The sequence below is a fragment of the Mesorhizobium sp. M0074 genome (assembly GCF_040322975.1).
Lineage (GTDB): Bacteria > Pseudomonadota > Alphaproteobacteria > Rhizobiales > Rhizobiaceae > Mesorhizobium.
In genome coordinates this window covers 130,856-151,080 of the sequence record NZ_JAMYUM010000006.1, presented here as the reverse complement: position 1 = coordinate 151,080, position 20,225 = coordinate 130,856, and the positions used below count along the sequence as shown (strand labels likewise).

General features: G+C 62.9%; 21 protein-coding genes. 12 read left to right on the top strand and 9 right to left on the bottom strand.

Features of this window, described 5'->3' with window-relative positions:
* Nucleotides 1-221: 221 nt before the first annotated feature.
* Nucleotides 222-1,070, bottom strand: a complete 849-nt coding sequence (locus tag NKJ73_RS10730) for a MurR/RpiR family transcriptional regulator (protein ID WP_352569327.1) — start codon at nucleotides 1,068-1,070, stop codon at nucleotides 222-224.
* 186 nt (nucleotides 1,071-1,256) lie between these two features.
* Here NKJ73_RS10730 and murA point away from each other — a divergent pair, with 186 nt between their 5' ends.
* The 9 genes from murA to NKJ73_RS10685 all read left to right on the top strand — a co-directional run bounded on the left by murA (nucleotide 1,257) and on the right by NKJ73_RS10685 (nucleotide 11,904).
* Complete coding sequence (gene murA / locus NKJ73_RS10725; protein WP_352569326.1) at nucleotides 1,257-2,513, top strand: UDP-N-acetylglucosamine 1-carboxyvinyltransferase; 1,257 nt, start codon at nucleotides 1,257-1,259, stop codon at nucleotides 2,511-2,513.
* Nucleotides 2,510-3,400, top strand: coding sequence for a glucosamine kinase nucleotide-binding domain-containing protein (locus tag NKJ73_RS10720; RefSeq protein WP_352569325.1), 891 nt, complete (start codon nucleotides 2,510-2,512; stop codon nucleotides 3,398-3,400). Before murA ends, NKJ73_RS10720 begins: the two co-directional genes overlap by 4 nt.
* Before the next feature lie 185 nt (nucleotides 3,401-3,585).
* The gene (murQ, locus tag NKJ73_RS10715) at nucleotides 3,586-4,509 is read left to right on the top strand and encodes an N-acetylmuramic acid 6-phosphate etherase (RefSeq protein ID WP_352569444.1); all 924 of its coding nucleotides are present in this window, start codon (nucleotides 3,586-3,588) and stop codon (nucleotides 4,507-4,509) included.
* A 99-nt stretch (nucleotides 4,510-4,608) separates the two neighbouring features.
* Nucleotides 4,609-6,129: an ABC transporter substrate-binding protein gene (locus NKJ73_RS10710; protein ID WP_352569323.1), complete on the top strand. Its 1,521-nt coding sequence runs from the start codon at nucleotides 4,609-4,611 to the stop codon at nucleotides 6,127-6,129.
* A gap of 34 nt (nucleotides 6,130-6,163) precedes the next feature.
* Nucleotides 6,164-7,123, top strand: coding sequence for an ABC transporter permease (locus tag NKJ73_RS10705; RefSeq protein ID WP_352569322.1), 960 nt, complete (start codon nucleotides 6,164-6,166; stop codon nucleotides 7,121-7,123).
* A complete protein-coding gene (locus NKJ73_RS10700; RefSeq protein ID WP_352569321.1) occupies nucleotides 7,123-7,962 on the top strand; it encodes an ABC transporter permease in 840 nt (279 codons plus the stop codon). Before NKJ73_RS10705 ends, NKJ73_RS10700 begins: the two co-directional genes overlap by 1 nt.
* Nucleotides 7,959-9,707, top strand: coding sequence for an ABC transporter ATP-binding protein (locus NKJ73_RS10695; protein WP_352569320.1), 1,749 nt, complete (start codon nucleotides 7,959-7,961; stop codon nucleotides 9,705-9,707). The genes NKJ73_RS10700 and NKJ73_RS10695 overlap by 4 nt, the downstream gene beginning before the upstream one ends.
* A 69-nt stretch (nucleotides 9,708-9,776) precedes the next feature.
* A complete protein-coding gene (locus NKJ73_RS10690) occupies nucleotides 9,777-10,778 on the top strand; it encodes a serine hydrolase domain-containing protein (RefSeq protein ID WP_352569319.1) in 1,002 nt (333 codons plus the stop codon).
* A 10-nt stretch (nucleotides 10,779-10,788) separates the two neighbouring features.
* Entirely contained in the window at nucleotides 10,789-11,904 is a 1,116-nt protein-coding gene (locus NKJ73_RS10685; RefSeq protein WP_352569318.1) for an anhydro-N-acetylmuramic acid kinase, read from the top strand.
* Here the strand turns inward: NKJ73_RS10685 and NKJ73_RS10680 are convergent.
* On the bottom strand, nucleotides 11,901-12,332 hold the full coding sequence (locus NKJ73_RS10680) for a GNAT family N-acetyltransferase (RefSeq protein ID WP_352569317.1): 432 nt from the start codon (nucleotides 12,330-12,332) through the stop codon (nucleotides 11,901-11,903). The two genes, NKJ73_RS10685 and NKJ73_RS10680, sit on opposite strands and share 4 nt — an antisense overlap.
* A 55-nt stretch (nucleotides 12,333-12,387) precedes the next feature.
* Nucleotides 12,388-13,569 carry an MFS transporter gene (locus tag NKJ73_RS10675; RefSeq protein WP_352569316.1) on the bottom strand — a complete coding sequence of 394 codons (1,182 nt, stop codon included), beginning with the start codon at nucleotides 13,567-13,569 and terminating at the stop codon, nucleotides 12,388-12,390.
* A gap of 48 nt (nucleotides 13,570-13,617) precedes the next feature.
* Between NKJ73_RS10675 and NKJ73_RS10670 the strand changes: the two genes are divergently transcribed.
* From NKJ73_RS10670 to NKJ73_RS10660, 3 genes are all read left to right on the top strand, one after another.
* Nucleotides 13,618-14,157 carry an Lrp/AsnC family transcriptional regulator gene (locus NKJ73_RS10670; protein WP_352455265.1) on the top strand — a complete coding sequence of 180 codons (540 nt, stop codon included), beginning with the start codon at nucleotides 13,618-13,620 and terminating at the stop codon, nucleotides 14,155-14,157.
* A 139-nt stretch (nucleotides 14,158-14,296) separates the two neighbouring features.
* A complete protein-coding gene (locus tag NKJ73_RS10665; RefSeq protein ID WP_023676056.1) occupies nucleotides 14,297-14,836 on the top strand; it encodes a dihydrofolate reductase family protein in 540 nt (179 codons plus the stop codon).
* 10 nt (nucleotides 14,837-14,846) lie between these two features.
* Nucleotides 14,847-15,764 (top strand): RNA polymerase sigma factor, encoded by a 918-nt coding sequence (locus NKJ73_RS10660; protein ID WP_352569315.1) that lies wholly within the window; start codon nucleotides 14,847-14,849, stop codon nucleotides 15,762-15,764.
* A 75-nt stretch (nucleotides 15,765-15,839) separates the two neighbouring features.
* Here NKJ73_RS10660 and NKJ73_RS10655 read toward each other — a convergent pair whose 3' ends face one another.
* From NKJ73_RS10655 to NKJ73_RS10630, 6 genes are read right to left on the bottom strand one after another with little or no spacing between them, the layout of a single operon-like run.
* A complete protein-coding gene (locus NKJ73_RS10655; RefSeq protein WP_352569314.1) occupies nucleotides 15,840-17,099 on the bottom strand; it encodes an ABC transporter substrate-binding protein in 1,260 nt (419 codons plus the stop codon).
* Nucleotides 17,100-17,147: 48 nt separating this feature from the next.
* A complete protein-coding gene (locus NKJ73_RS10650) occupies nucleotides 17,148-17,588 on the bottom strand; it encodes a DUF4440 domain-containing protein (RefSeq protein ID WP_352569313.1) in 441 nt (146 codons plus the stop codon).
* Entirely contained in the window at nucleotides 17,585-18,640 is a 1,056-nt protein-coding gene (locus tag NKJ73_RS10645; RefSeq protein ID WP_352569312.1) for an aldo/keto reductase, read from the bottom strand. The genes NKJ73_RS10650 and NKJ73_RS10645 overlap by 4 nt, the downstream gene beginning before the upstream one ends.
* Complete coding sequence (locus NKJ73_RS10640; RefSeq protein ID WP_352569311.1) at nucleotides 18,637-18,996, bottom strand: TIGR04076 family protein; 360 nt, start codon at nucleotides 18,994-18,996, stop codon at nucleotides 18,637-18,639. The genes NKJ73_RS10645 and NKJ73_RS10640 overlap by 4 nt, the downstream gene beginning before the upstream one ends.
* On the bottom strand, nucleotides 18,997-19,485 hold the full coding sequence (locus NKJ73_RS10635; protein WP_031211593.1) for a DUF3830 family protein: 489 nt from the start codon (nucleotides 19,483-19,485) through the stop codon (nucleotides 18,997-18,999). It lies immediately after the preceding gene.
* Nucleotides 19,482-20,219 carry a GntR family transcriptional regulator gene (locus NKJ73_RS10630; protein ID WP_352505374.1) on the bottom strand — a complete coding sequence of 246 codons (738 nt, stop codon included), beginning with the start codon at nucleotides 20,217-20,219 and terminating at the stop codon, nucleotides 19,482-19,484. Before NKJ73_RS10630 ends, NKJ73_RS10635 begins: the two co-directional genes overlap by 4 nt.
* Nucleotides 20,220-20,225: the final 6 nt, after the last annotated feature.

Below are 20,225 nucleotides of genomic sequence, written 5' to 3'. Positions count from 1 at the left end.
TCGAGGCTGAACGCTTTCGCAACAACAGATGACATTGTCAACATTTGTTTCGACCGGCGGCATTTGACCAATCAGCGCTCCCGCGACTCTCTGCCAACCGGACGAAGAAAGCGGGTGAGCACATTGAAGAAAGCTATTTCACCAAGGAGGACGAAAGTTGCTCTTGTCGGCGTGCAGCGCCAGGGAGGAACTGAGGCCTTAACGCGAGACGGCGAAGAGCGCTAAGCCTTCAGCACCGAGACGGCCAATTCGCTGTTGTGGACGTATTCGTTGGCGTCAGGTTGCTTCTGCACGAGCAGGATGAACAGCAGGTCGGTCAGCGTCAGTTGTGCGTCGCGTGCGGTTATCGACGAAGAGCGCGCGCGCTCTTCGTTGGCGATCGTGTGCAGGCGAATGTCGGCAACCCGGCTCAGCGGATTGTCGCGAAGTCCAGTGACGGCGATCACGGTCGTGCCACGTTTGCGGGCAAGTTCGGCTATCCGCAGGGTTTCGATGCTCGCCCCGGAATAGGAGAGCGCGAACAGCACGTCACCTCGTCCAAGCGTCGAGACATTGGCCATCTGCACGTGGCTGTCGCTGTCGTGCAGCACGTTGCGGCCGAGCTTCATCAGCTTGTAGGAGAAGTCGCGCGCCACCAGCGAGGATGCGCCGACGCCGGCCAAATGAATACGGCGCGCATCGTTCAACGCTTCGAGGGCCTTGCCGATTTCCTGCTCGGTGTTGGCCGCGACGGTCTGTTGCATCGACAAAAGCTTGCTGCCGATCAGCTTGCGCAAGATGACCAGATAGCTGTCGCCGACCTCGATCGAACCGTGGATCATGCCGGCCGGCACGTGCCATTCCTGCGACTTGGCCTCGCTGACGGCGAGCTTAAGCTCCTGATAGCTGGAATAGCCGAGCTTCTGGCTGAACTTGACGACGCTCGACTGGCTGCGGCCGATCTCGGCGGCAAGCGCCGCCGTCGACAGGCGGAGCATCTCGTCGGGATTATCGACGATATACCGACCGATCTCGCGGTCGCCGGGCGCCATGACTTCGAGCTTGGCCTCGATCTTCTTCAGGACGGACATGCGTTCCTCCATTGCCTGTCATCGACAATGCCAAGCCAAGGAATAAATTATTCCGTCTCTGATTGACAGCGAAGAATGAACCATCAAATCTCGACTGGTGCGGTTGCGGCCCAGCCTTCGGGCATGTCGACGATTCGGACATGAAAGATCGTAGACACGCCGACAGCTCGGGATTAGGTCAGAGCCATGGACAAATTGCGGATCGTCGGCGGGCACAGGCTTGAGGGCGCGGTGACGATCTCCGGCGCCAAGAACGCGGCCTTGCCGCAAATAGCAGCGGCGTTGCTCAGCCCCCATCCGCTGCAGCTGACCAACCTGCCTGAGGTGACGGATGTCGACAACATGCTTGGCGTCGTCGGCCTTCATGGGGCCGAAGTCACCAGATCGGCCCATGCCGCCACAATCGATACCAGTGCTGCCGCTTCCAGGGAGACAAGCTACGATACCGTCAGGCGCATGCGCGCGACGGTGCTGGTTCTCGGTCCACTGCTTGCCCGCTTCGGCCATGCCCGGGTCTCGCTGCCTGGCGGCTGCGCGATCGGCGCACGGCCGGTCGACATGCATGTCGCCGCACTTGCCGCACTTGGCGCCGATATCGCGATCGAAAACGGACTGATCGTCGCGTCTGCGCCGGGCGGACTGAAAGGCGCGCGCATCGTTTTGAGCTCGCCGTCGGTCGGCGCGACCGAAACGGCGATGATGGCGGCGACGACGGCAAACGGCGAGACCGAGATCCTCAACGCGGCCCGCGAGCCGGAGGTGGCCGATCTTGCCGCCTGCCTGAACGACATGGGCGCGCGGATCGAGGGCGCCGGCACGCACCGCATCCTGATCGGGGGCAGCACAGATTGGCGCGCCGCCACGCACGACATCATCCCGGACCGGATAGAGGCCGGCACCTATGCCGTCGCAGCGGCCATCACCGGCGGTCAGCTCGAGCTCACCCACGCGCGGCTCGAGCACATGGCATCCGTCGTCCAGCTGCTCGAAGCAGCCGGTGTGAAAATATGGCCGGGCGACCGCGGGCTGATCGTATCGAGAGACGGGCCGCTCAAGGCGGTCGACGTGACGACGGAGCCCTATCCGGGCTTTCCGACCGATCTCCAGGCGCAGTTCATGGCGTTGATGTGCTGTGCCGAGGGCGCTTCGCTGTTGCGCGAGACGATCTTCGAGAACCGCTTCATGCATGTGCCTGAACTGATGCGGCTCGGCGCCAATATCAAGCTGCAAGGCACCATGGCGCTGGTGCGCGGAGGCGAGAAGCTGAAGGGCGCGCAAGTGATGGCGACCGACCTGCGCGCCTCCGTCTCGCTGGTGCTGGCAGCGCTGGTGTCGGAGGGCGAGACGACGATCAATCGCGTCTATCATCTCGACCGCGGGTACGAGCAGTTGGACCGCAAGCTCCGGCTGTGCGGCGCCCAGATCGAACGAATAAGGCAATGAGTGCCGGTGGGGCGTCTCCGCATTATTTCCTGGGCGTCGATGGCGGCGGAACCGGCTGCCGGGCGCGTATCGAAGACGAGGCAGGAAGCGTGCTCGGGCAAGGCCTGTCGGGCCCGGCGACAACGCGACTCGGTATAGAGGTGGCCTGGGCCTCGATTGCCAAAGCCTTTGGCGCGGCGATCGAAGAGGCAGGGTTCGCGGCGGCGGAAATCGCCAGGATCCGCGCGGGTATCGGTGTTGCCGGCATCGGCCGTAAGGGTGCGCTCGAGGCGTTTCATGGCATCGAACAACCCTTTGCGAGCATCGACTTCCTCAGCGACGGCGTCGCGGCTTGCCTTGGCGCGCATTCGGGTCAAGACGGCGCCATCGTCATAGCCGGGACCGGTTCGATCGGGCTCGGCTTTGTCGAAGGGCGCGACCTGCGCGTCGGCGGCTACGGTTTTCCGATTTCCGACGAGGGCAGCGGCGCCGATCTTGGACTGAAGGCAGTGCAGCTTGCCTTGCGAGCCCATGACGGCCGGCATGAGCGGACGGCGCTGCTGGCCGAGGTGATGCAGCGCTTCAAGGACGATCCGTTCGAGGCGGTGGCCTGGATGGACCGCGCCAGCGCGACGGACTATGCCGCCATGGCGCCGATGGTGATCCGCCATGCCGACCAGGGCGATCCGGCCGGTCGGCGGATCGTGCAAGGCGCTGCCGAGCAGATCGACACCTTCGTGCGGGTGCTGTTCGAAAAAGGCGCGCCGCGGGTTACGTTGCTCGGAGGGTTGTCCAGCCCGCTTGAGCCATGGCTCGCTCCCGACGTCCGCCGACGGCTGAAGCCGGCCGACGGCGATGCGGTTTCGGGAGCCATAATCCTGGCCAGAAAATCCCTCTGCCGCCAGTGATGCCTTGCTCGGCAAGGAATATAATATTCCTACTTTCCGTTGACAGAGGGAATATCGAATTCTAAAAAGTTAACGAAACAGAACCGGCGCAGCCGGTACGGAGCCGACGGCCAGGTGCAAGCACTGGACGCCGCTTGCCGCGGGCATCACAGTCCTGCTCGCAGTCGCACTTGAAAGTAAGCGAAGTGGTCGAACAAGGGTTGATGTCGGAGCTGGAGCGGCTGGTTTCCGAGGACCGGAACCCGAAGACCATGGACATCGATCTGTTGCCGACCCTCGAGGTGCTGCGCAAGATCAATGACGAGGACAAAGGCGTTGCGGCAGCCGTCGAGAAGGTCATCCCCGATATTGCTGCGGCCGTGGACCGGATCGTGAGCGCGTTCCAGAACGGTGCACGCCTTGTCTATATGGGGGCTGGCACCAGCGGCCGGCTCGGCGTCCTCGACGCCTCGGAATGTCCGCCGACCTTCGGCGTACCCGAGGACATGGTGGTGGGCCTGATCGCCGGCGGCGTCGACGCGCTGATGCACTCTGCGGAAGGCGCCGAGGACGATCCGAAACAGGGAATAAAGGCGCTGCAGGACATCAAGCTGACCGCTGGCGACGTGGTGGTCGGCATCGCTGTCAGCGGACGCACACCTTATGTCATCGGTGGCCTGACCTATGCCAAGGAAGTGGGAGCCACCACCGTGGCGTTGTCCTGCAATCCTCGATCGACCATTGCGGGCATTGCCGATATTGGCATCTCTCCGGTGGTTGGCCCGGAGGTCCTCACCGGCTCGACCCGGCTGAAATCGGGAACCGCGCAAAAGCTGGTGCTCAATATGCTGTCTACCGCCAGCATGATCCGCATCGGCAAGAGCTATCAGAACCTGATGGTTGACCTCAATCCAAGCAACAAGAAGCTTGTCGCAAGGGCGGTCAGGATCGTGATGCAGACGACCGGCTGCGCGGCACAGCAGGCACGACAGGCACTCGACCAGACCGGCAATGATGTAAAACTGGCAATCCTGGTGACGATCACCGGCATGGGTGTCGAAGAAGCACGTAAGGCGCTTGCCAACGCGGGAGGTTTCCTGCGCAAGGCGATAGGCGAAAAGACGGTGTAAGACCGCATGGATACTGGGCCGATGTTCCGGGGCGTGTGTCCCTTTGAAGCGGTCCGGGGAACTGCAAGGCATCTGGTTTAACAATAATGGGAGACGACAATGGTACGGCACATTGGCAAGAAACTGCTTTCCGGCATGACGCTCGCGGCAATGGTTGGCATCGCCGCGCTACCGGTGCAGGCGAGTGCGGCGACGCTGCATATGGCGTGGTCGCAGGACGCCACCGGTCTTGATCCGCACAAGCAGACGGCATTCTCCTCACTGCGGCTGCTGGAGCTGATCTACGAACCGCTGGTGCGGCTCGACGCAAACCTGCAAATCACGCCCGCGATTGCCGATTCATGGCAGTTCTCGCCGGACGGCAAGGAGCTGAGCTTCAAGCTCAATCTGAAAGCAAAATTCCAGAACGGCGCCGCCGTAACCTCGGCCGACGTCAAGGCATCGTTCGAGCGCATACTTGACGAGAAGACGGGTGCTGCGGCGCGCGCCAACTTTCTCTCGATCGCCAGCATCGACACGCCCGATCCCGCCACCGTCGTGTTCCACCTCTCGCAGCCGGACGTGCCGATCCTGACGGCGATGAGCGACGTCAATGCGGCGATCGTCCCGGCAAGCGAAATCGCGGCCGGCTCGATCGGCACGACAACGATCGGCTCGGGTCCGTTCAAGCTCGAAAAATGGGATCCGAATTCCAAGGAAGTGCTTGTCGCCAACAAGGACTGGGCAGGCGGCGCGACCGGCGTCGACGGCATCGATATCAGCGTGCTGCCGGACGAGACGGCGATCCTGGCGGCGATGCGCACCAAGCAGATCGATTTTGCCCTGCTCAACGATCCGCTTGTCGCCACGCTGGTGCCCAAGGAAGCCAGCCTGCAGTTGAACCGCGTGCCGGTGCTTGCCTATCACGTGCTGCAGCTCAATCCCTCCCGCAAGCCGATGACCGAACTCAAGGTGCGTCAGGCGATTTCCTGCGCCATCGACCGGCAGGAAGTGCTGGACACCGCCTCGCTCGGCGAAGGCAAGGTCACCGGCCCGCTGACCATCCCGGCACTGGCGACCGATCCGAAGCAGTTGTTCTGCTATAAGCGCGACATTGAGAAGGCCAAGCAGTTGATGGCCGAAGCCGGCTATGCCGACGGCTTTTCGGCGACCGTGATCGGCGCCACCGGCGAGCCGCCGACGGCAGCGGCGGAAGCCCAGGTCATCCAGTCGCAGCTCGCAGAAATCGGCGTCAAGCTCGACATCAAGATGATGGAGCTCAACGTCTATGTCGACGCCTGGCTGAAGGGCGATTTCGACATGGCCGTCGCGCTGAACGGCGGCAGGGCCGATCCCTACACTATGTACAACCGCTACTGGACCAAGACGGGCAATCTGCAGAAGGTGGCGAACTATATCGACGACACGCTGGACAGTCTTATGCAGAAGGGCCGCACCGAGACCGACCCGGCAGCGCGCAAAGCGATCTTCGCCGACTTCGAGAAGCACATCACTGAGATGTCGCCCTGGATCTGGCTCTACACGTCCTACAGCTACACGGCACAGCAGAAGAATATCGCAGGATTCGAACCGGTGCCGACAGGCTCGCTGTTCAGCCTCGCCAAGGTGACGATCCAGTAGCTGCTTTGATGCCGGACGAGAGGATATTCTTCGCGTGAACTATCTGATGCGGCGACTGGCGACCTTCCCTCTCGTCCTGCTTGGCGTGTCCATCGTGGTGTTCCTGGCGATCCGGATGGTTCCGGGCGATTCGATCACGGCAATGCTGGGGACCGAAGCCGGCCTGCTGACGCCGCAGCAGCGCGATGCGCTTGCAGCTTATTTCGGCATCGACCAGCCCTGGTTCGTCCAATACTGGCGCTGGCTGCTTGGTCTTTTCCAAGGTAATCTCGGCATTTCGTCCACCTATGGCAGGCCGGTGCTCGACGTCATCCTCGAGCGTTTCCCGCTAACGTTGGAACTCGCCCTGCTGTCGATGGTCATCGCCCTGCTTGTCGGCATGCCGGCGGGGATCTTTGCCGCCACCCATAACGAAAAGCTGTCCGACCTCGGCGTGCGCGTTGTCGCAATGATCGGGCAGTCGACGCCGAACTTCGTCCTTGCCCTGCTGATCATCTACACGCTGTCGGCGGGGTTTGGCGTTTTGCCGGCGATGGGCGAGTTTTCGCCGCTGTGGCAGGATCCGCTGCGCAATCTCGGCCAGCTGTTGCTGCCTGCGGTCACGCTTGGATTTGCCTTCGCGGCTTCGGTGACCCGCATATCGCGTTCGGCGATGCTCGATGTGCTCAGCGACGACTATGTCAGGACGGCGCGCAGCAAGGGCGTTTCGGCGCGCGGCGTCATCTGGCGGCATGCCTTGCCCAACGCGCTCATCCCGGTCGTGACGCTGAGCGGCATAGAGTTCGGCTACCTCCTGGGCGGAGCTGTCATCGTCGAGCAGATCTATGCGCTGCCCGGTCTCGGCCGCATGGTGCTGGATGCCATCCTGCAGCGCGACTACGCGCTGGTGCAGGGAAGCGTGCTGTTCATCGCCTTCAACTTCATGATCGTCAATCTCCTCGTCGACCTCGCCTATGTCGCGCTCGACCCGCGTATCCGGCTAAGCGAGCACTGATGGCGACATTGCGGGCTATATTTGCGCATCCCAGCGGCCGCATCGGCGGTGCGATCGTTGCGCTTTATCTGCTGCTTGCCGTGCTTGGCATGCTGGGGCTGACGCCGCACAATCCGCTGACGCAGCACCGGGTCGAACGGCTGCATGTGCCTGATAGCACCTACTGGATGGGCACGGACCTATTCGGCCGCGATGTCGCAAGCCGGCTGATGACCGGGATCGGCCAGTCCTTCATCGTGGCCTTCTTTTCGGTCGCCGTCGCGACACTGGCCGGCACCGTGCTCGGGCTGGCGGCAGCCTGGTTCGGGCGCCGCTGGGACGGCCTAGTGATGCGCATCATGGACGTTGTGCTGGCGTTCCCGGCGATCCTGCTGGCGCTGCTGATCGTCGCGGTTGCGGGACCGGGAACCTTGACCAGCGTCATTGCCATCGCCATCGTCTACACACCGATCTTCACGCGCGTCGTGCGAGGTCCGGCTCTGTCGCTCAAGGCGCGCGAGTTCGTCGACGCGGCCCGCACGTTCGGCAGCAGTGCGGGCTATATCGTAACACGGCATCTGCTGCTCAATCTGGTGGCGCCACTGACGGTTCAGGTGACGCTGGCGCTGGCCTGGGCACTGCTGACCGAAGCCGGCTTAAGCTTCCTCGGACTCGGCACGCAGCCGCCCGCCGCGTCGCTCGGCCTGATGCTGAGCGACAGCCGCAATCTGATGGAGACAGCTCCCTGGCTGATGATCTTCCCGGGCGTGGCGATCATGATCGGCATCCTCGGTTTCAACCTGCTCGGCGATGCGTTGCGCGATGTCCTCGACCCGAAGATGCGGAGATCGATCGCATGATCCCGCTGCTGTCCGTCAGCGGATTGCGCGTCGGCTTCGGTCGCAACCCGCAAGCCAATGAGGTCGTGCGCGGCGTCAGCTTCGATCTCGCCGACGGCGAAACGCTGGCCATCGTCGGCGAAAGCGGCTCGGGCAAATCGGTTACGGCGCTGTCGATCAATCGCCTTGTCGATTATGGCGGCGGCCGCATCACCGGCGGGTCGATCAAGCTGAGGCGGGCCGACGGCAGCACCTTCGACCTGACCGCCGCAGCCGAGCCGCAATTGACGAAGATCCGCGGCGGCGAAATCGGCATGATCTTCCAGGAGCCGATGAGCTCGCTCAATCCGGTGCTGACCATTGGCTGGCAGATCGAGGAATCATTTCGCCTGCATCGCGGCCTGACCGGACGACAAGCAACGGCGGCGGCCAAGGACGCGCTCGACCGCGTCCGTATTCCGGACGCAGCGAGGCGGTTGAAATACACGCCCAACCAGCTGTCGGGCGGCATGCTGCAGCGGGTGATGATCGCCATGGCGATTGCGTGCAACCCGCGCCTGCTCATTGCCGACGAGCCAACGACGGCGCTGGATGTTACGGTGCAGGCGCAGATCATGGCGCTGCTCGCCGAATTGAAACAGGAAACCGGGATGTCGATGATCTTCATCACCCACGACATCGGTCTGGTTGCAGGCATCGCCGACAAGGTGATGGTGATGCAAGGCGGAGAAGCTGTCGAGCAGGGCGCATTGAACCAGATATTGGACGATCCGCAGCATCCCTATACGCGGCATCTGCTACATGCGGTTCCGCATTTCGCCGGCGGCAGCGCGACACGCAGGGACGCGCAACGCGAAAAGCAAAAAGCTGCCGAGCCGGCGCTGAAGGTCGATGGCCTCGTAGTGCGATTTCCGGTCAAGGGTGGGTTTTTCAGCCGCGCCAGCGGTGCCGTGCACGCGGTGGACGGTGTGGATTTCGAGCTAATGCCGGGCGAGACATTGGCGGTCGTCGGCGAGAGCGGTTCCGGAAAGTCCACCACCGCCCGCGCGATTCTGGGGCTGGTGCGCTCGACGCGCGGCACAATCTCGGCCAGCGCGCGCAAGGCCGCCGCCGGGCAGAGCGCCCTTCCCGTGCAGATGGTGTTCCAGAATCCCTATGGCTCGCTCAATCCCAGACTCACCGTCGAAAATCTCCTCGCAGAGCCGGTGATCGCTACCGGCGGACGGATAACTGCTGAAACGCGAGCGAAAATGGCCGCGCTGCTGAAACGCGTCGGCCTTCCGGAAAACAGCCTGCAGCGCTATCCGCACGAATTCTCCGGCGGCCAGCGGCAACGCCTGTGCATCGCTCGCGCGCTGATGCTCAATCCTTCGGTTATCGTCCTCGACGAAGCGGTTTCGGCGCTCGATGTGTCGGTGCAGGCCAGGGTGCTGGAGCTTTTGGTCGAGCTGCAGCGTGAATTCGGGCTGGCCTATCTGTTCATCTCGCATGACATGGCTGTCGTCGAGCGGATCGCCCATCGCATCGCGGTCATCTATGCCGGCCAGATTGTCGAGATCGGCGATGCCAGATCGGTGCTCTCGGAGCCGAAGCACTCCTATACCAAACAGCTTATCGCGGCAGTTCCTACTATAGACCGGCGGCATGAACGTTTCGAGCTGGACACGCGCCAGGTCCCCTCGCTCGTGCGTCCGCTGGGGTTTGAGCCGGGCCCGGCCAATTGGCAGCAATTCGGGCCGGATCATAGAGCACGGGTGGAAGTGTGATGATTGTCGCCCAAGAATATGAAAGGCCGGAGGGACAGCCCCATCGCTGCCTTCCGAACGGAGGCGTAGTTGATCGACCATGATCTCTTCTCCCGCGCATTCGCCCCGCTCGAAGCGGCCGTGGCCGCATCGCGCATTCCGGGCGGCGTGCTCGGCACAGTTGACGGGGACGGCGAACGCATCGTCCGGGCAATCGGCTCAGCCCAAGTCGTGCCCAAGATACGGCCGATGCATGTCGGGACATGGTTCGACCTGGCATCCCTGACCAAAGTCATCTTCACCACGTCGCGTATCCTGGCACTGGCGGAAGAAGGCTTCATCGACCTCGACGCGCCGCTGATTTCCGTCCTGCCCGACCTTCGCCAATATGACGAAAAAGCCTGGGAACGGAACGTAACGTTTCGCCAGTGTCTCGGCCATCAGACACCGTTTCCCGCCGTCGCACCGATCTACACCTATGGCCACGATCCGGACCTGCTGCGCGCCTTCATCCTGCAGCGCGAATGGCAGGCTGGCGAGCCGGTCTATTCCGATATCAACTTCATCCTGCTCGGCTTCGTCCTGGAGCGCCTGTCTGGCAAGACCATTCGCGACATGGATCCCGGTCCGGGCTTCGCGTTCTCCGCCGAACCGGATCAAGCGGCGGCGACCGAAGACTGCACATGGCGCCATCGCGTGCTCTGCGGCGAAGTCCACGACGACAATTGCTCGGCCTTGCAAGGTGCCGGTCACGCCGGCCTGTTCGGAACGGCGGCTTCGGTCCTCGACTTTGCGCAAGGGCTGCTGGACGGGACCGGCGCGTCGCAGCGTTCGATCGCGCTAATGCGCACGCCCTTGTCGGCAACCCGCACCCATGGCTGGGAGCGACCCCACGAAGGCTGGTCCGGCGGCCGGGTATGCAGCCCCGAAACCATCGGGCATACCGGCTTTACCGGTGTCGGGCTGTGGGTCGACTTCGACAAAGGCAGAGCCTGGACCTTGCTCACCAACCGGATCCATCCGACACGTCATTTCAACAGCGGGATTGTTACGCTTCGCCAGTCGGTCGGCGATCTCGTCAACGGAGCTTAGGAGCCAAATGATGGAACCAATCTGGGCCGTCGGCCTGATGACCGGCACCGTGCTGGACGGCAATATCGATGTCGCGCTGATCAAGACCGACGGCGAACGGATTGACGACTTCGGCATCTACACGCTGGCCCCCTACCCGCAGTCGATCCGGACCTTGCTGGAAGAGACGCTGCGGCAGGCAAGGAGCTGGAATTTCACAGGGCCGGAACCGGCAATCTTCCACGAGGCAGAGGAAGCGCTGACGCGCGCCCAGTCCGCGGCGGTCAAGGATCTGGTCGAAAGCCACGGGCTGACGATGGCCGATATAGGGGTCGTCGGCTTCCACGGCCAGACCGTGCTGCACCGTGCCCCGCAAGTGGGCCGACTGGGCCAGACCCGCCAGCTTGGCGACGGCGAGCTGATGCATGCCATCCTTGGCACCAGGGTCGCCTATGACTTCCGCTCGGCCGACATGCGCGCCGGCGGCCAGGGCGCGCCGCTGTCGGCCGCCTATCACGCCGCGCTGCTGCGCGAAGCCGACGCCACCGGCGACACGGCGGTACTCAATCTCGGCGGCGTCGCCAACATCACCTGGTGGGACGGCACGGACAATGTTGTTGCCTTCGACACCGGGCCCGCCAACGCACCGCTGAATGATTTCATCAAATCGAAGGGGCTCGGCGAAATGGACCGCGACGGCGCCCTTGCCCGCGCCGGCACGGTCGACGAGGCACGGCTGGCCAAGCTCCTGCAGCATCCGTATTTGACCAAACCCTACCCGAAATCGCTGGACCGTTTCGATTTCGGCGCCTCGATGGCGGACGGAATAAACGCCGAGGATGGCGCAGCCCTGCTGACGGCCTTCACCGCGGCCGCCGTCGGCAAGGCGCTCGATCTCCTGCCGCGCCGGCCGAAGCGGCTGGTGGTCAGCGGCGGCGGGCGCCACAATCCAACGATCATGGCCATGCTTGCCAGCCGCGCCGGTGTCGAGGCCGTGCCGGCCGAGGTGATGGGCTGGAAGGGCGATGCGGTGGAGGCGGAGTGTTTTGCGTTCCTGGCAGTGCGCGTGCTCAGGGGCTTGCCGATCAGCTTCCCCAGTACGACCGGCGTGCCCCAGCCGATGTGCGGCGGACGCCTTGCCGGCTAGTCAGGCTTCAGCCTCTTCTGCAGGAAGATGCGGCTGCGGCCGACGGGAAAATCGGCAAGCACGCCGAAGGGCTGATAGCCCTGGCGCTCATAGGCCTTGGCGGCCTTGGGATTGAACGTGTCGATCCAGGCGCCGTGACAGTCGCGCGCGATCGCCTCCCTCTCGGCCGCCTCGAGCATCCTGCCAGCCATGCGGTGACCGCGCAGTTTTTCATCGACCCAGAGCCATTGCACATAGAGCCAGCCCCAGGCGGTGTATCCCGAGATGCCGGCGACAATAGCGCCGTGCTCATCGCGCACGAACACGGCCAGTGTCTTCCTGCCGGAGGCACCGACATCACCGTCGTTGAACGCCGTAAGCCGCTCTCCGAGAAAAGCCAGCTCGTGCGGCAAGGGATCGGCGGTTGTCTCAAGCGTTGTATTGTCCATCCACCAAGCATCTATCGAAGGACGGGACCGAGAAGCAAGCCTTGCTGCGCTATAGCTATAGCTTCGGCGAACGCCACGCCGCTGCCGCAGCAGCGATTAGCATGAGCAAAGCTGCAATCACCGCCGATGCTGCAAAACCGAACGTGGAATAGAGCGGTCCGAACGCCGTGGTGCCTACGAACACCGCAAGATAGGTCACCGCGCTGTTCAAACCCATGATCGTGCCGCGACGCGCAGGGTCGAGCGCCGACAGGCGCATCACCAGGACGTTCAGCCCGAAATGATTGGCAAGGCCCCAGAGGGCTATCACCGCTATGGTCAGATGAAAACTACTGCTTGCCGCGGCAATCACTACATAGACGACCGCGACAAGCAGATAGGCAAATGGCATGACACGCCGCGCGCCTAAGCGGTCGATAACGCCGTCAAGAAGTGCCGCCGCGCCGAAGCCGGCGCCATAGGCGAGCGCGGCAAGCCCATTGGCACTGACCGGCCGTCCCAAGCCGTTGTGAAGGTGATCGCCAAGATAGCCGTAGATGCCGTAGAACGCGGTCATGAAGGCGGCGCAGGCAACCAGAAGCGGCACGATGCCCGGAACGCTCAAGGCGCCCAGCGGCGTCGGCGCCGGACCGCTCTTCCTGACATCGCTGAGCGACGTCAGAGACAGGCTGGCCAATGCGAGTGCTGCGAGCACCGCGACCGCCGCGAAAACGGCGCGCCAATGTACCAGATCGGCAAGTACGGCCGACAGCGAAACGCCGGCGACCATGCTCAGCGTCCAGCCGGTCAGCACGACGCCTATGGTGCCGCTTTCGCGGCCGGGCGGTGCAATCGCGGCGGAGCTGGCATAGATTGCCGGCATGGCGACACCTGCAGCGATGCCGGCGAGAAGCTGGGCCGCGACCAGCGCCGTCACGGTCGGCGCAGCGGCGCTGGCGACGAGCGCTATCGCCAGCAGCAGCAACGCCCCTTGCAGCATGCGGCGGGCGCCAAGCCGATCGATATAGCGCGCCAGGAACAAGGCGCTTGCCGACGTCCCGAGCCCGAACGCGGCCGACGCGATCATGACCGCCGGCACGCTTGTGCCGAAGGACGCGGCCACCGCCGGCGCGATCGGACCGAGCACCAGCGAGTTCGAGCCGATCACGGCAATGCACCCCGTCAGCACGTAAGCGAGTGCCGGGATTGGCGGCTTGGGGGCCGCTGCGAATGTGGCGACTTGATCAGTGTTCGACATATGGCAATAATGGCCGTATTAAATTCTGCATCAATCGGGAATTTTAATATGAATGAAGAAACAGATGGCATTCCGCAGAACAGGCCCGCCGCCCGCGATATCGATGCAACCGATCGAAAAATATTAGGCGTTCTGGTCGACGACGCCACGATCAGCTATGCCGAGCTCGGCGACCGCGTCGGCCTTTCACCGCCGGCAGCCCATGAACGCGTCAAGCGCCTCCGGCGCAGCGGCGCCATCCGCAACACCGCGGTCATCATCGATCCCAAGGCGGTGCACAAGCCGCTGCTTGCCTTTGTCCATATCGACACAAAGGGGTGGGGAAAGACGCCGGAGCTGATGGCAATCTCCGAACACCCCGAAGTCGAGGAGATCCATTCGGTGGCCGGCGACACATGCATGCTGATCAAGGTCCGCACCGAGGACACGCGGGCGCTCGAGGGCCTGCTGTCGCGCCTCTACGAAACGCCTGGCGTCACCTCGACGCGAAGCTATGTGGTCCTGTCGACCTATCTCGAGCGGCCGGTGCAGCCGGGGATAACGACGGAATGGCCGACCCCCCGGCATATGGCCAAGCCGCTTTATTAGCTCAAACGATTCTCACGCGTATCCAAAGTCGGACCGGAAACGTCTTAGGCACTGCATCCTGTGGTCATCCGTCCGGCCGGTTCGTTTGCGCCGGTTCTTGGATCCGACGGGATGCCTGTTGCGCAACCGGAGACACGCGATGAGAAAATTGATCGTGGGCAGCTTCATTTCGCTGGACGGCGTCATCGAAGCACCAATGGAATGGGCGTCACCGTTCTTCGACGAGGAGATGAAGGAACACTCCTATGAAAAGGCCGGCGAGGCGGATTTTTTCCTGCTCGGCCGCGTCACCTACGAAATGTTTTCGGCGCGTTGGCCGCAGGTCAAAGGCAGCAAGTACATGGATCGCATGAACGGGCTGAAGAAGCTCGTCGCGTCGCGCAGCCTCAAGGAAGTGAGCTGGAACGCGTCGCTGATCGAAGGCGACATCGCTGCCGAAATTGCCAGGATCAAGCAGCAGGCCGGCGGCAACATTTTGAAGTACGGAGTGAGCAATCTCGACCAGACGCTGCTCGCCAACAGGCTTGTCGACGAGTATCAGCTCTCGATCGTGCCGACCCGCGTCGGCCATGGCAAACGCGCTTTCCAGGATGTCGACCCGTCCCTGGTCAGACTGGAGCTTATAGATACCCACCGTTTCAAGAACGGCGTCATTACGTTGACCTATGTCCCGCTATGATCCGTATGCCATGAAGATGCAGCCAAGACTTGACCCGACCGGGCTTTTCGACGTCCGCTGCGCCGGTTTTCTGGAGACAGTCGCGCATTTGCGTGGACGGCTGCACCGCTACTGTGCACGCATGACCGGTTCAACGCTCGACGCCGAAGACGTGATGCAAGAGGCGCTGTTCGAGGCCTATCGGAAGATCGAGAAGCTGGACGATGCGAGTGCTCTTGGCCCCTGGCTGTTTCGCATTGCACATAATCGCTGCATCGATTTTCTGCGAAGCCGGCAGGTGCGTCAGCATGCGGAGGCCAATTTCGCCGAAGACGAGATCATCCTGCCGGTCGAGCCGGCGGGCCAGGGCGCGGATCGCGCGATCGAACGGCTGGTGATCCACCTGCCGCCCAAAGAACGCGCCTGCGTCCTGCTCAAGGACGTCTTCGACTATTCGCTGGAAGAGATCGCCGACCTCGTCGGCTCGACTGTGGGCGGCGTCAAGGCTGCGTTGAGCCGTGGCCGTTCGAAATTGGCCGCCTTGTCAGGCGAGCCAATCGTCCGTTCGGAGCCCCAACGCGATCCGGAACTCCTGGAATTGCTCAGCCGCTATGTCGAACTGTTCAACCGCCGCGACTGGGATGGGGTACGGGCGTTGACCAGCGCCGACGCACAATTGCGTGTCGCGGATTGCTTCAAGGGCAGGCTGTCGGAATCACCTTACTTCGTTGAATATGAAAGAGCCTCGACGACCTGGAAAATGGCGGTTGGCGAGATCGATGGCCAGGCGGTGCTGCTCGTGCTCCACCATGGCGAAAACGGTTGGAAGCCGGCCCATCCAGTTCGGATCGAAGCCGCCGGCGGGACCATAAATCGCATCGCCGATTACTATGCCTGCCCTTGGATCATGCCGGCGGCTGGTGCGGTGGTCGTTTCCAGGCCGGCCTAACCAGCAACAGGACATGCAAGTGTCCGGCATCAACCTCAATGGAATGGGATCGATGCCGAACAAGACATAGGCGGCTTACTGAAGCTTCGCCTGCAGGGCGTTGACGTCATCCGTGGTCATTTCGCCGTCGGTCGTCACCTTGCCATCGACGATCTTCCAGAGGCGGAACGGGCCGGTGATGTCGCCGTATTTGTCGAAGGCAACCGGGCCGATGACGCCTTCGTAACGGATCGGCTTGCCATCCTTGATCAGGCCGAGGGCCTTGGCGAACTCGTCCTTGCCGGCATAGATCGGCGTGCCGGCCGGGTCGACCGCCTTGTACATAGCCTCCTTGATCTTGGCCGGATCCTCGGAGCCGGCAATGGCGATGGCCAAGCCGACGATGGCGCCGGCATCATACGACCGGTCGGCCGCCGGGTTCGACGGTTCGATGCCCGAAAATTCCTTGTAGTTCTTGGTGAAATACTCGGTCGATGCGGTCGGGCTGGTGCCGGAGGAAGTGCCGTACGCATCCTTCAGGTAATCCGCGCCAACGGATTCGATGAAGTCCGGGCTGTTCATGCCGTCATTGAGCAGGAATTTCTGGACACCGCCCTGAGAAATCCAGGTACGGGCGATGGTTGCGCCGTCGACAGGCGTGCTGACGAGGTAAAGCCCGTCCGGTTCGCCGGCCATGGCCGCGGTTACCTCCGAGGCATAGCTCGACTGCTTTTCATTGTAGGGCGTGTCGGAGACGATGGTGCCGCCGAGTGCCTTATAGGCGCGCGAAAATTCCGCCACCATGTTGACGCCGAAATCGTTGTTGACGTGGATGACCGACAGCTTCTTGAAGCCTTTGTCGATGGCATATTTGGCGGCAGCGACGCCCTGCAGCGCATCAGATGTGATGGTGCGGAAGAAGATGCCGTTGGTCTTGCCGTCGCGCCCGAGCGCCGTCAGCGTCGGCGACGAGGAAGCAGGCGACACCTGGACTATCTTGGCCGGAGCGGTGACCGAGGTCAGGATCGGGATCGACACCGAGGAGATGATGCCGCCGATGATCACCGGCACCTTCTTGACCTGCACGAGCTGCGTCGCGGCGTCGACCGCAATGTTGCCCTGGCTCTGGCTGTCGCGCGTGTCGGTCGCGAGATCGCAGCCGCGGACGCCGCCCGCATCGTTGATGTCGCGGAAGGCCATCTCGACCGATTTGGCGCCGGCCTGGCCGTACTCGCCGGCCGGGCCTGTCAGTTCCATGACGAGGCCGACGGTGATCTTGCAATCGGCGGCTTGCGCTGCGCCGGCCGCTGTCAGCAGTGCGAGCGCGGTGGTGATCTGAAGTATGGTCTTTTTCATTGTTGTTCCCCTTTTGTTACACGACTCTCATTGATGTCTTGAGCCTGTTCAGCCTTCCGGCATCTGCAGCCAGGTTTCATGCAGATGTCGCCATTCGACGCCGTTGGGCGCCGATGAACTGGTGGTGAAAACGGCACTCGAGCGGCGGCGGCTATGTTTGCCGGCCCGCTGCTGCGTTTCGATGTAGCAGACGACGATCGTGTCGCCTGCCTGCCAGCCGGCCCGGATATCCTCGATCGAGATACTGAAATCGCCATCCGAGGTGGCGCGGCTTGCCCTGACATGGTCAAGCACCGCGTCACGATCGAGGACCTGACCGTCCGGCGCAACCATCTGGAAGCCTTCGCCCATGACGCTTTCGAACCGGTTGAAATCTGCATTGTCCGCACTCGCCGCATTGAACCAGTCGACGAAGAAGCGGTGGAGATCGACCACCTCGGCGCTGGCGCGGGAAAGCAAGGAAGGTTTTTCGTCCGTGGCCGCGTTCATTTCCTGCCTGCATTCAAATTGTAATGCATGATCGAGCCGTGGCGGCCGTGACGGTCGCGTTCCAATGTGTAGACGTCGCCCAGCGGCCCACGGCTTTGCGCGATCACGGCAGCGATCCTCGCCCGGTCGTCGGCATCGAGCGCGACGTCCATGATTCTGGCATTGGCAAGGGCGTACGCCTGGTTGCGGGCGCCGACGATGACGGCCGCCACTTGCGGCTGCTCCAGCACCCAGGCGCTGGCGATGGTGGCGATATCGACGCCGTGGCGGTCGGCGACGGCCTTCAGTATGCGAAGCAACTCCTGGAAAAGCTCCCAGCCACCAAAGTCGTCAATGATCAGCTTGTATTTGACCAGCGATCGGTTTTCGAGCGGCGTCTGCGGCTCGGCAGCGCCAAGCCATTTTTCGCTGAGGAAGCCGCCCGCCACCGAACCGTAGCAGAGGAAACTGACGCCGTGCCGGCTGGCGAGCGCTGCAAGGCTGTTGGCTGGCCGCTGGTCGAGCACCGAGTATTGCAATTGCTGGCTGACCAGCGGCACACCGGCGGCCAGGATCTCGGCCAACCGCGGCGTGTCGAAGTTCGTGGTGCCGATGTTGCGCACCTTGCCTTCCCTGCGGATTTCGTTGAGCCAGCCCATCGCTTCGACGTAGCCGGGCAGCGCACAGTCCCACCAGTGGAACTGCACGAGATCGAGCCGCTCGGTCTTCAGCCGCCGCAGCGACTGCTCGACGATGCCTCTGATGTAGTCGCGGCTGATATTGGAAAGCCTTTCCAGGTCAGGCACCAGCTTGGTGTGCACCTTCATTTTGGTGGCAGCGTCGAGGCCACGCTCATTGGCAAGGCGCAGGCGCGCCGCGCCGATCAGCTCTTCGACACCGGCATAGATATCGGCGCAATCATAGGTCCTGATGCCGGCGTCGAAGGTGGCGATCAGGTCAGTTACCGCCTGTTGGCGGTCGATCGCGCCGTGCCCGCCGGCAAGCTGCCAGCCGCCGCGAATAACGCGCGAGATCGTATAGCCGGGGCTGAGCTCGAAAGCCTTGGCGGTCATCTCCGGTCATTCTCCTTCGGCAGCGGCACCGTCGTCGTTTCGGCATGGCTGAACCGCCGCTTGCCGGTCCTGACGATCCGGAGCCGGCTGGCACAATTGGGATCCGGACAAGCGATCTCGGCGTCCGACGTCATCCAGTCGTTCCTGTGGGTCGGGCGCTGCTTTGCGGCCAGAAGCGGCAACACTGCCGCAATGGAATAGATCGAGAAACCTTGCCCCGCCGGCATCGACAGCATCTCGCCCTTCAACTCGAAATAGTCGCCGGGCTTGGCGCCGCAATAGATCGGCTTGCCCTCGGGGATAACCGCCTCGACGCGAAGGTCGAAGAGTTCGAAACTGTCGTCGGTCTCAGCCATTCAGATCTCCACCCGGGTGAAGGTGATGTCGCAGGCACCGTTGCGGCGGATCACGCCACAAGCGGCTGCGAATTTATCGCGATCCTCAGGCACCACCTGCGCGACGACGCTTCCGGCAAGCCAGCCGATCGGGAACAGCAGGCGTGCACCCGCTCCGTAGAACAGGCCGACGTCAAAGATGGCATTCGGGTTGCCGCCCCACATGCGCGGCGGCACGTAGGACAACACGATGTCGCCCGGCTGCGGCGTCAGCGTTGCGTTCTCCGCCGGCAAGGGCCTGGCATAGGTTTGGCCCTCAAGTTCGGCTGATGGAACCGGGCAGGAGATTTCCGGCCCCGTCCACATAGCATGGATGCCGGCAACGACGCGCGGCTGCTCGAGATACGCCAGCAGGAAGGCAGCGTTGTCGGGCGCCTTTTCAGGCAACAGCAGCGCGGTCACGGAAAGCATCGAGTGTGGCTCGGTGATGTTGATGCCAGGCACCGTCATGCCCTCAATCCTTCCTTGCTTGTGGATTGGAGCTTGTCGCGCAGAAAGGCGAAGGGCCGGCTGATGTCGGCCACCAGCGCCTCGCGCGCCGCTTGCGCATCCTGCCTGGAAAGCGCTGCGACGATGCTGCGGTGGTAGTGGGCCGTATCGACCTCGCCGGCGTCGGAGAAGGCGTAAATGGCAACGCGGATGCAAGGCCCGGATTGCAACCACAGGCTCTCGATCATCGGGATCAGCACGGCGGAACCGCAGCAACGGTAGATCTCGAAATGGAAGCTCTGGTTGAGCGTGGCCTCGCGGTCGATATCCTTCTTGTGCTTCAGCGCCCGCATCTCGTCCCACTCGCCGAGCATGGCTTCGACCGAAGCGATCTGGCGCGGGTTCATGCGCGTGGCAGCCAGCGCGATCGCTTCGCCCTCGATCAGAGAACGGGCGCGCAAGAGGTCGTCGATGCGCTCCAGCGTGATCGGCGGCACGCGCACCGAACGGTTGGGAAGCGCTTCCAGTGCCTTCTCGGTGATCAACCGTCCGAGCGCCTCGCGCACCGGCATGGTGCTGGTGACCAGCGCGTCGGCGAGGCCGCGGATGGTCAGAACCTGGCTCGGCTCGAAAAGGCCGCCGATCAAGGCGCGGCGCAGCTCCGAATAGACGCGATCCTGCACGGTCTCGCGGCCGACCGGCGTAAGCTGGGCTGCGATCATCTCATTGTTCTTTTCGATGGCGGCCTTCTGCATAGGCAA

Excerpts from the sequence above, each read along its gene's own strand:
- NKJ73_RS10645 (WP_352569312.1), bottom strand. The coding sequence starts at position 18,640 with ATGACCGCCAAGGCTTTCGAGCTCAGCCCCGGCTATACGATCTCGCGC.
- murA (WP_352569326.1), top strand. The coding sequence starts at position 1,257 with ATGGACAAATTGCGGATCGTCGGCGGGCACAGGCTTGAGGGCGCGGTG.
- NKJ73_RS10720 (WP_352569325.1), top strand. The coding sequence starts at position 2,510 with ATGAGTGCCGGTGGGGCGTCTCCGCATTATTTCCTGGGCGTCGATGGC.
- NKJ73_RS10695 (WP_352569320.1), top strand. The coding sequence starts at position 7,959 with ATGATCCCGCTGCTGTCCGTCAGCGGATTGCGCGTCGGCTTCGGTCGC.
- NKJ73_RS10685 (WP_352569318.1), top strand. The coding sequence starts at position 10,789 with ATGGAACCAATCTGGGCCGTCGGCCTGATGACCGGCACCGTGCTGGAC.
- NKJ73_RS10660 (WP_352569315.1), top strand. The coding sequence starts at position 14,847 with ATGAAGATGCAGCCAAGACTTGACCCGACCGGGCTTTTCGACGTCCGC.
- NKJ73_RS10730 (WP_352569327.1), bottom strand. The coding sequence starts at position 1,070 with ATGTCCGTCCTGAAGAAGATCGAGGCCAAGCTCGAAGTCATGGCGCCC.
- NKJ73_RS10655 (WP_352569314.1), bottom strand. The coding sequence starts at position 17,099 with ATGAAAAAGACCATACTTCAGATCACCACCGCGCTCGCACTGCTGACA.
- NKJ73_RS10675 (WP_352569316.1), bottom strand. The coding sequence starts at position 13,569 with ATGTCGAACACTGATCAAGTCGCCACATTCGCAGCGGCCCCCAAGCCG.
- NKJ73_RS10700 (WP_352569321.1), top strand. The coding sequence starts at position 7,123 with ATGGCGACATTGCGGGCTATATTTGCGCATCCCAGCGGCCGCATCGGC.
- NKJ73_RS10640 (WP_352569311.1), bottom strand. The coding sequence starts at position 18,996 with ATGGCTGAGACCGACGACAGTTTCGAACTCTTCGACCTTCGCGTCGAG.
- NKJ73_RS10680 (WP_352569317.1), bottom strand. The coding sequence starts at position 12,332 with ATGGACAATACAACGCTTGAGACAACCGCCGATCCCTTGCCGCACGAG.
- NKJ73_RS10665 (WP_023676056.1), top strand. The coding sequence starts at position 14,297 with ATGAGAAAATTGATCGTGGGCAGCTTCATTTCGCTGGACGGCGTCATC.
- NKJ73_RS10670 (WP_352455265.1), top strand. The coding sequence starts at position 13,618 with ATGAATGAAGAAACAGATGGCATTCCGCAGAACAGGCCCGCCGCCCGC.
- NKJ73_RS10630 (WP_352505374.1), bottom strand. The coding sequence starts at position 20,219 with ATGCAGAAGGCCGCCATCGAAAAGAACAATGAGATGATCGCAGCCCAG.
- NKJ73_RS10650 (WP_352569313.1), bottom strand. The coding sequence starts at position 17,588 with ATGAACGCGGCCACGGACGAAAAACCTTCCTTGCTTTCCCGCGCCAGC.
- NKJ73_RS10635 (WP_031211593.1), bottom strand. The coding sequence starts at position 19,485 with ATGACGGTGCCTGGCATCAACATCACCGAGCCACACTCGATGCTTTCC.
- NKJ73_RS10710 (WP_352569323.1), top strand. The coding sequence starts at position 4,609 with ATGGTACGGCACATTGGCAAGAAACTGCTTTCCGGCATGACGCTCGCG.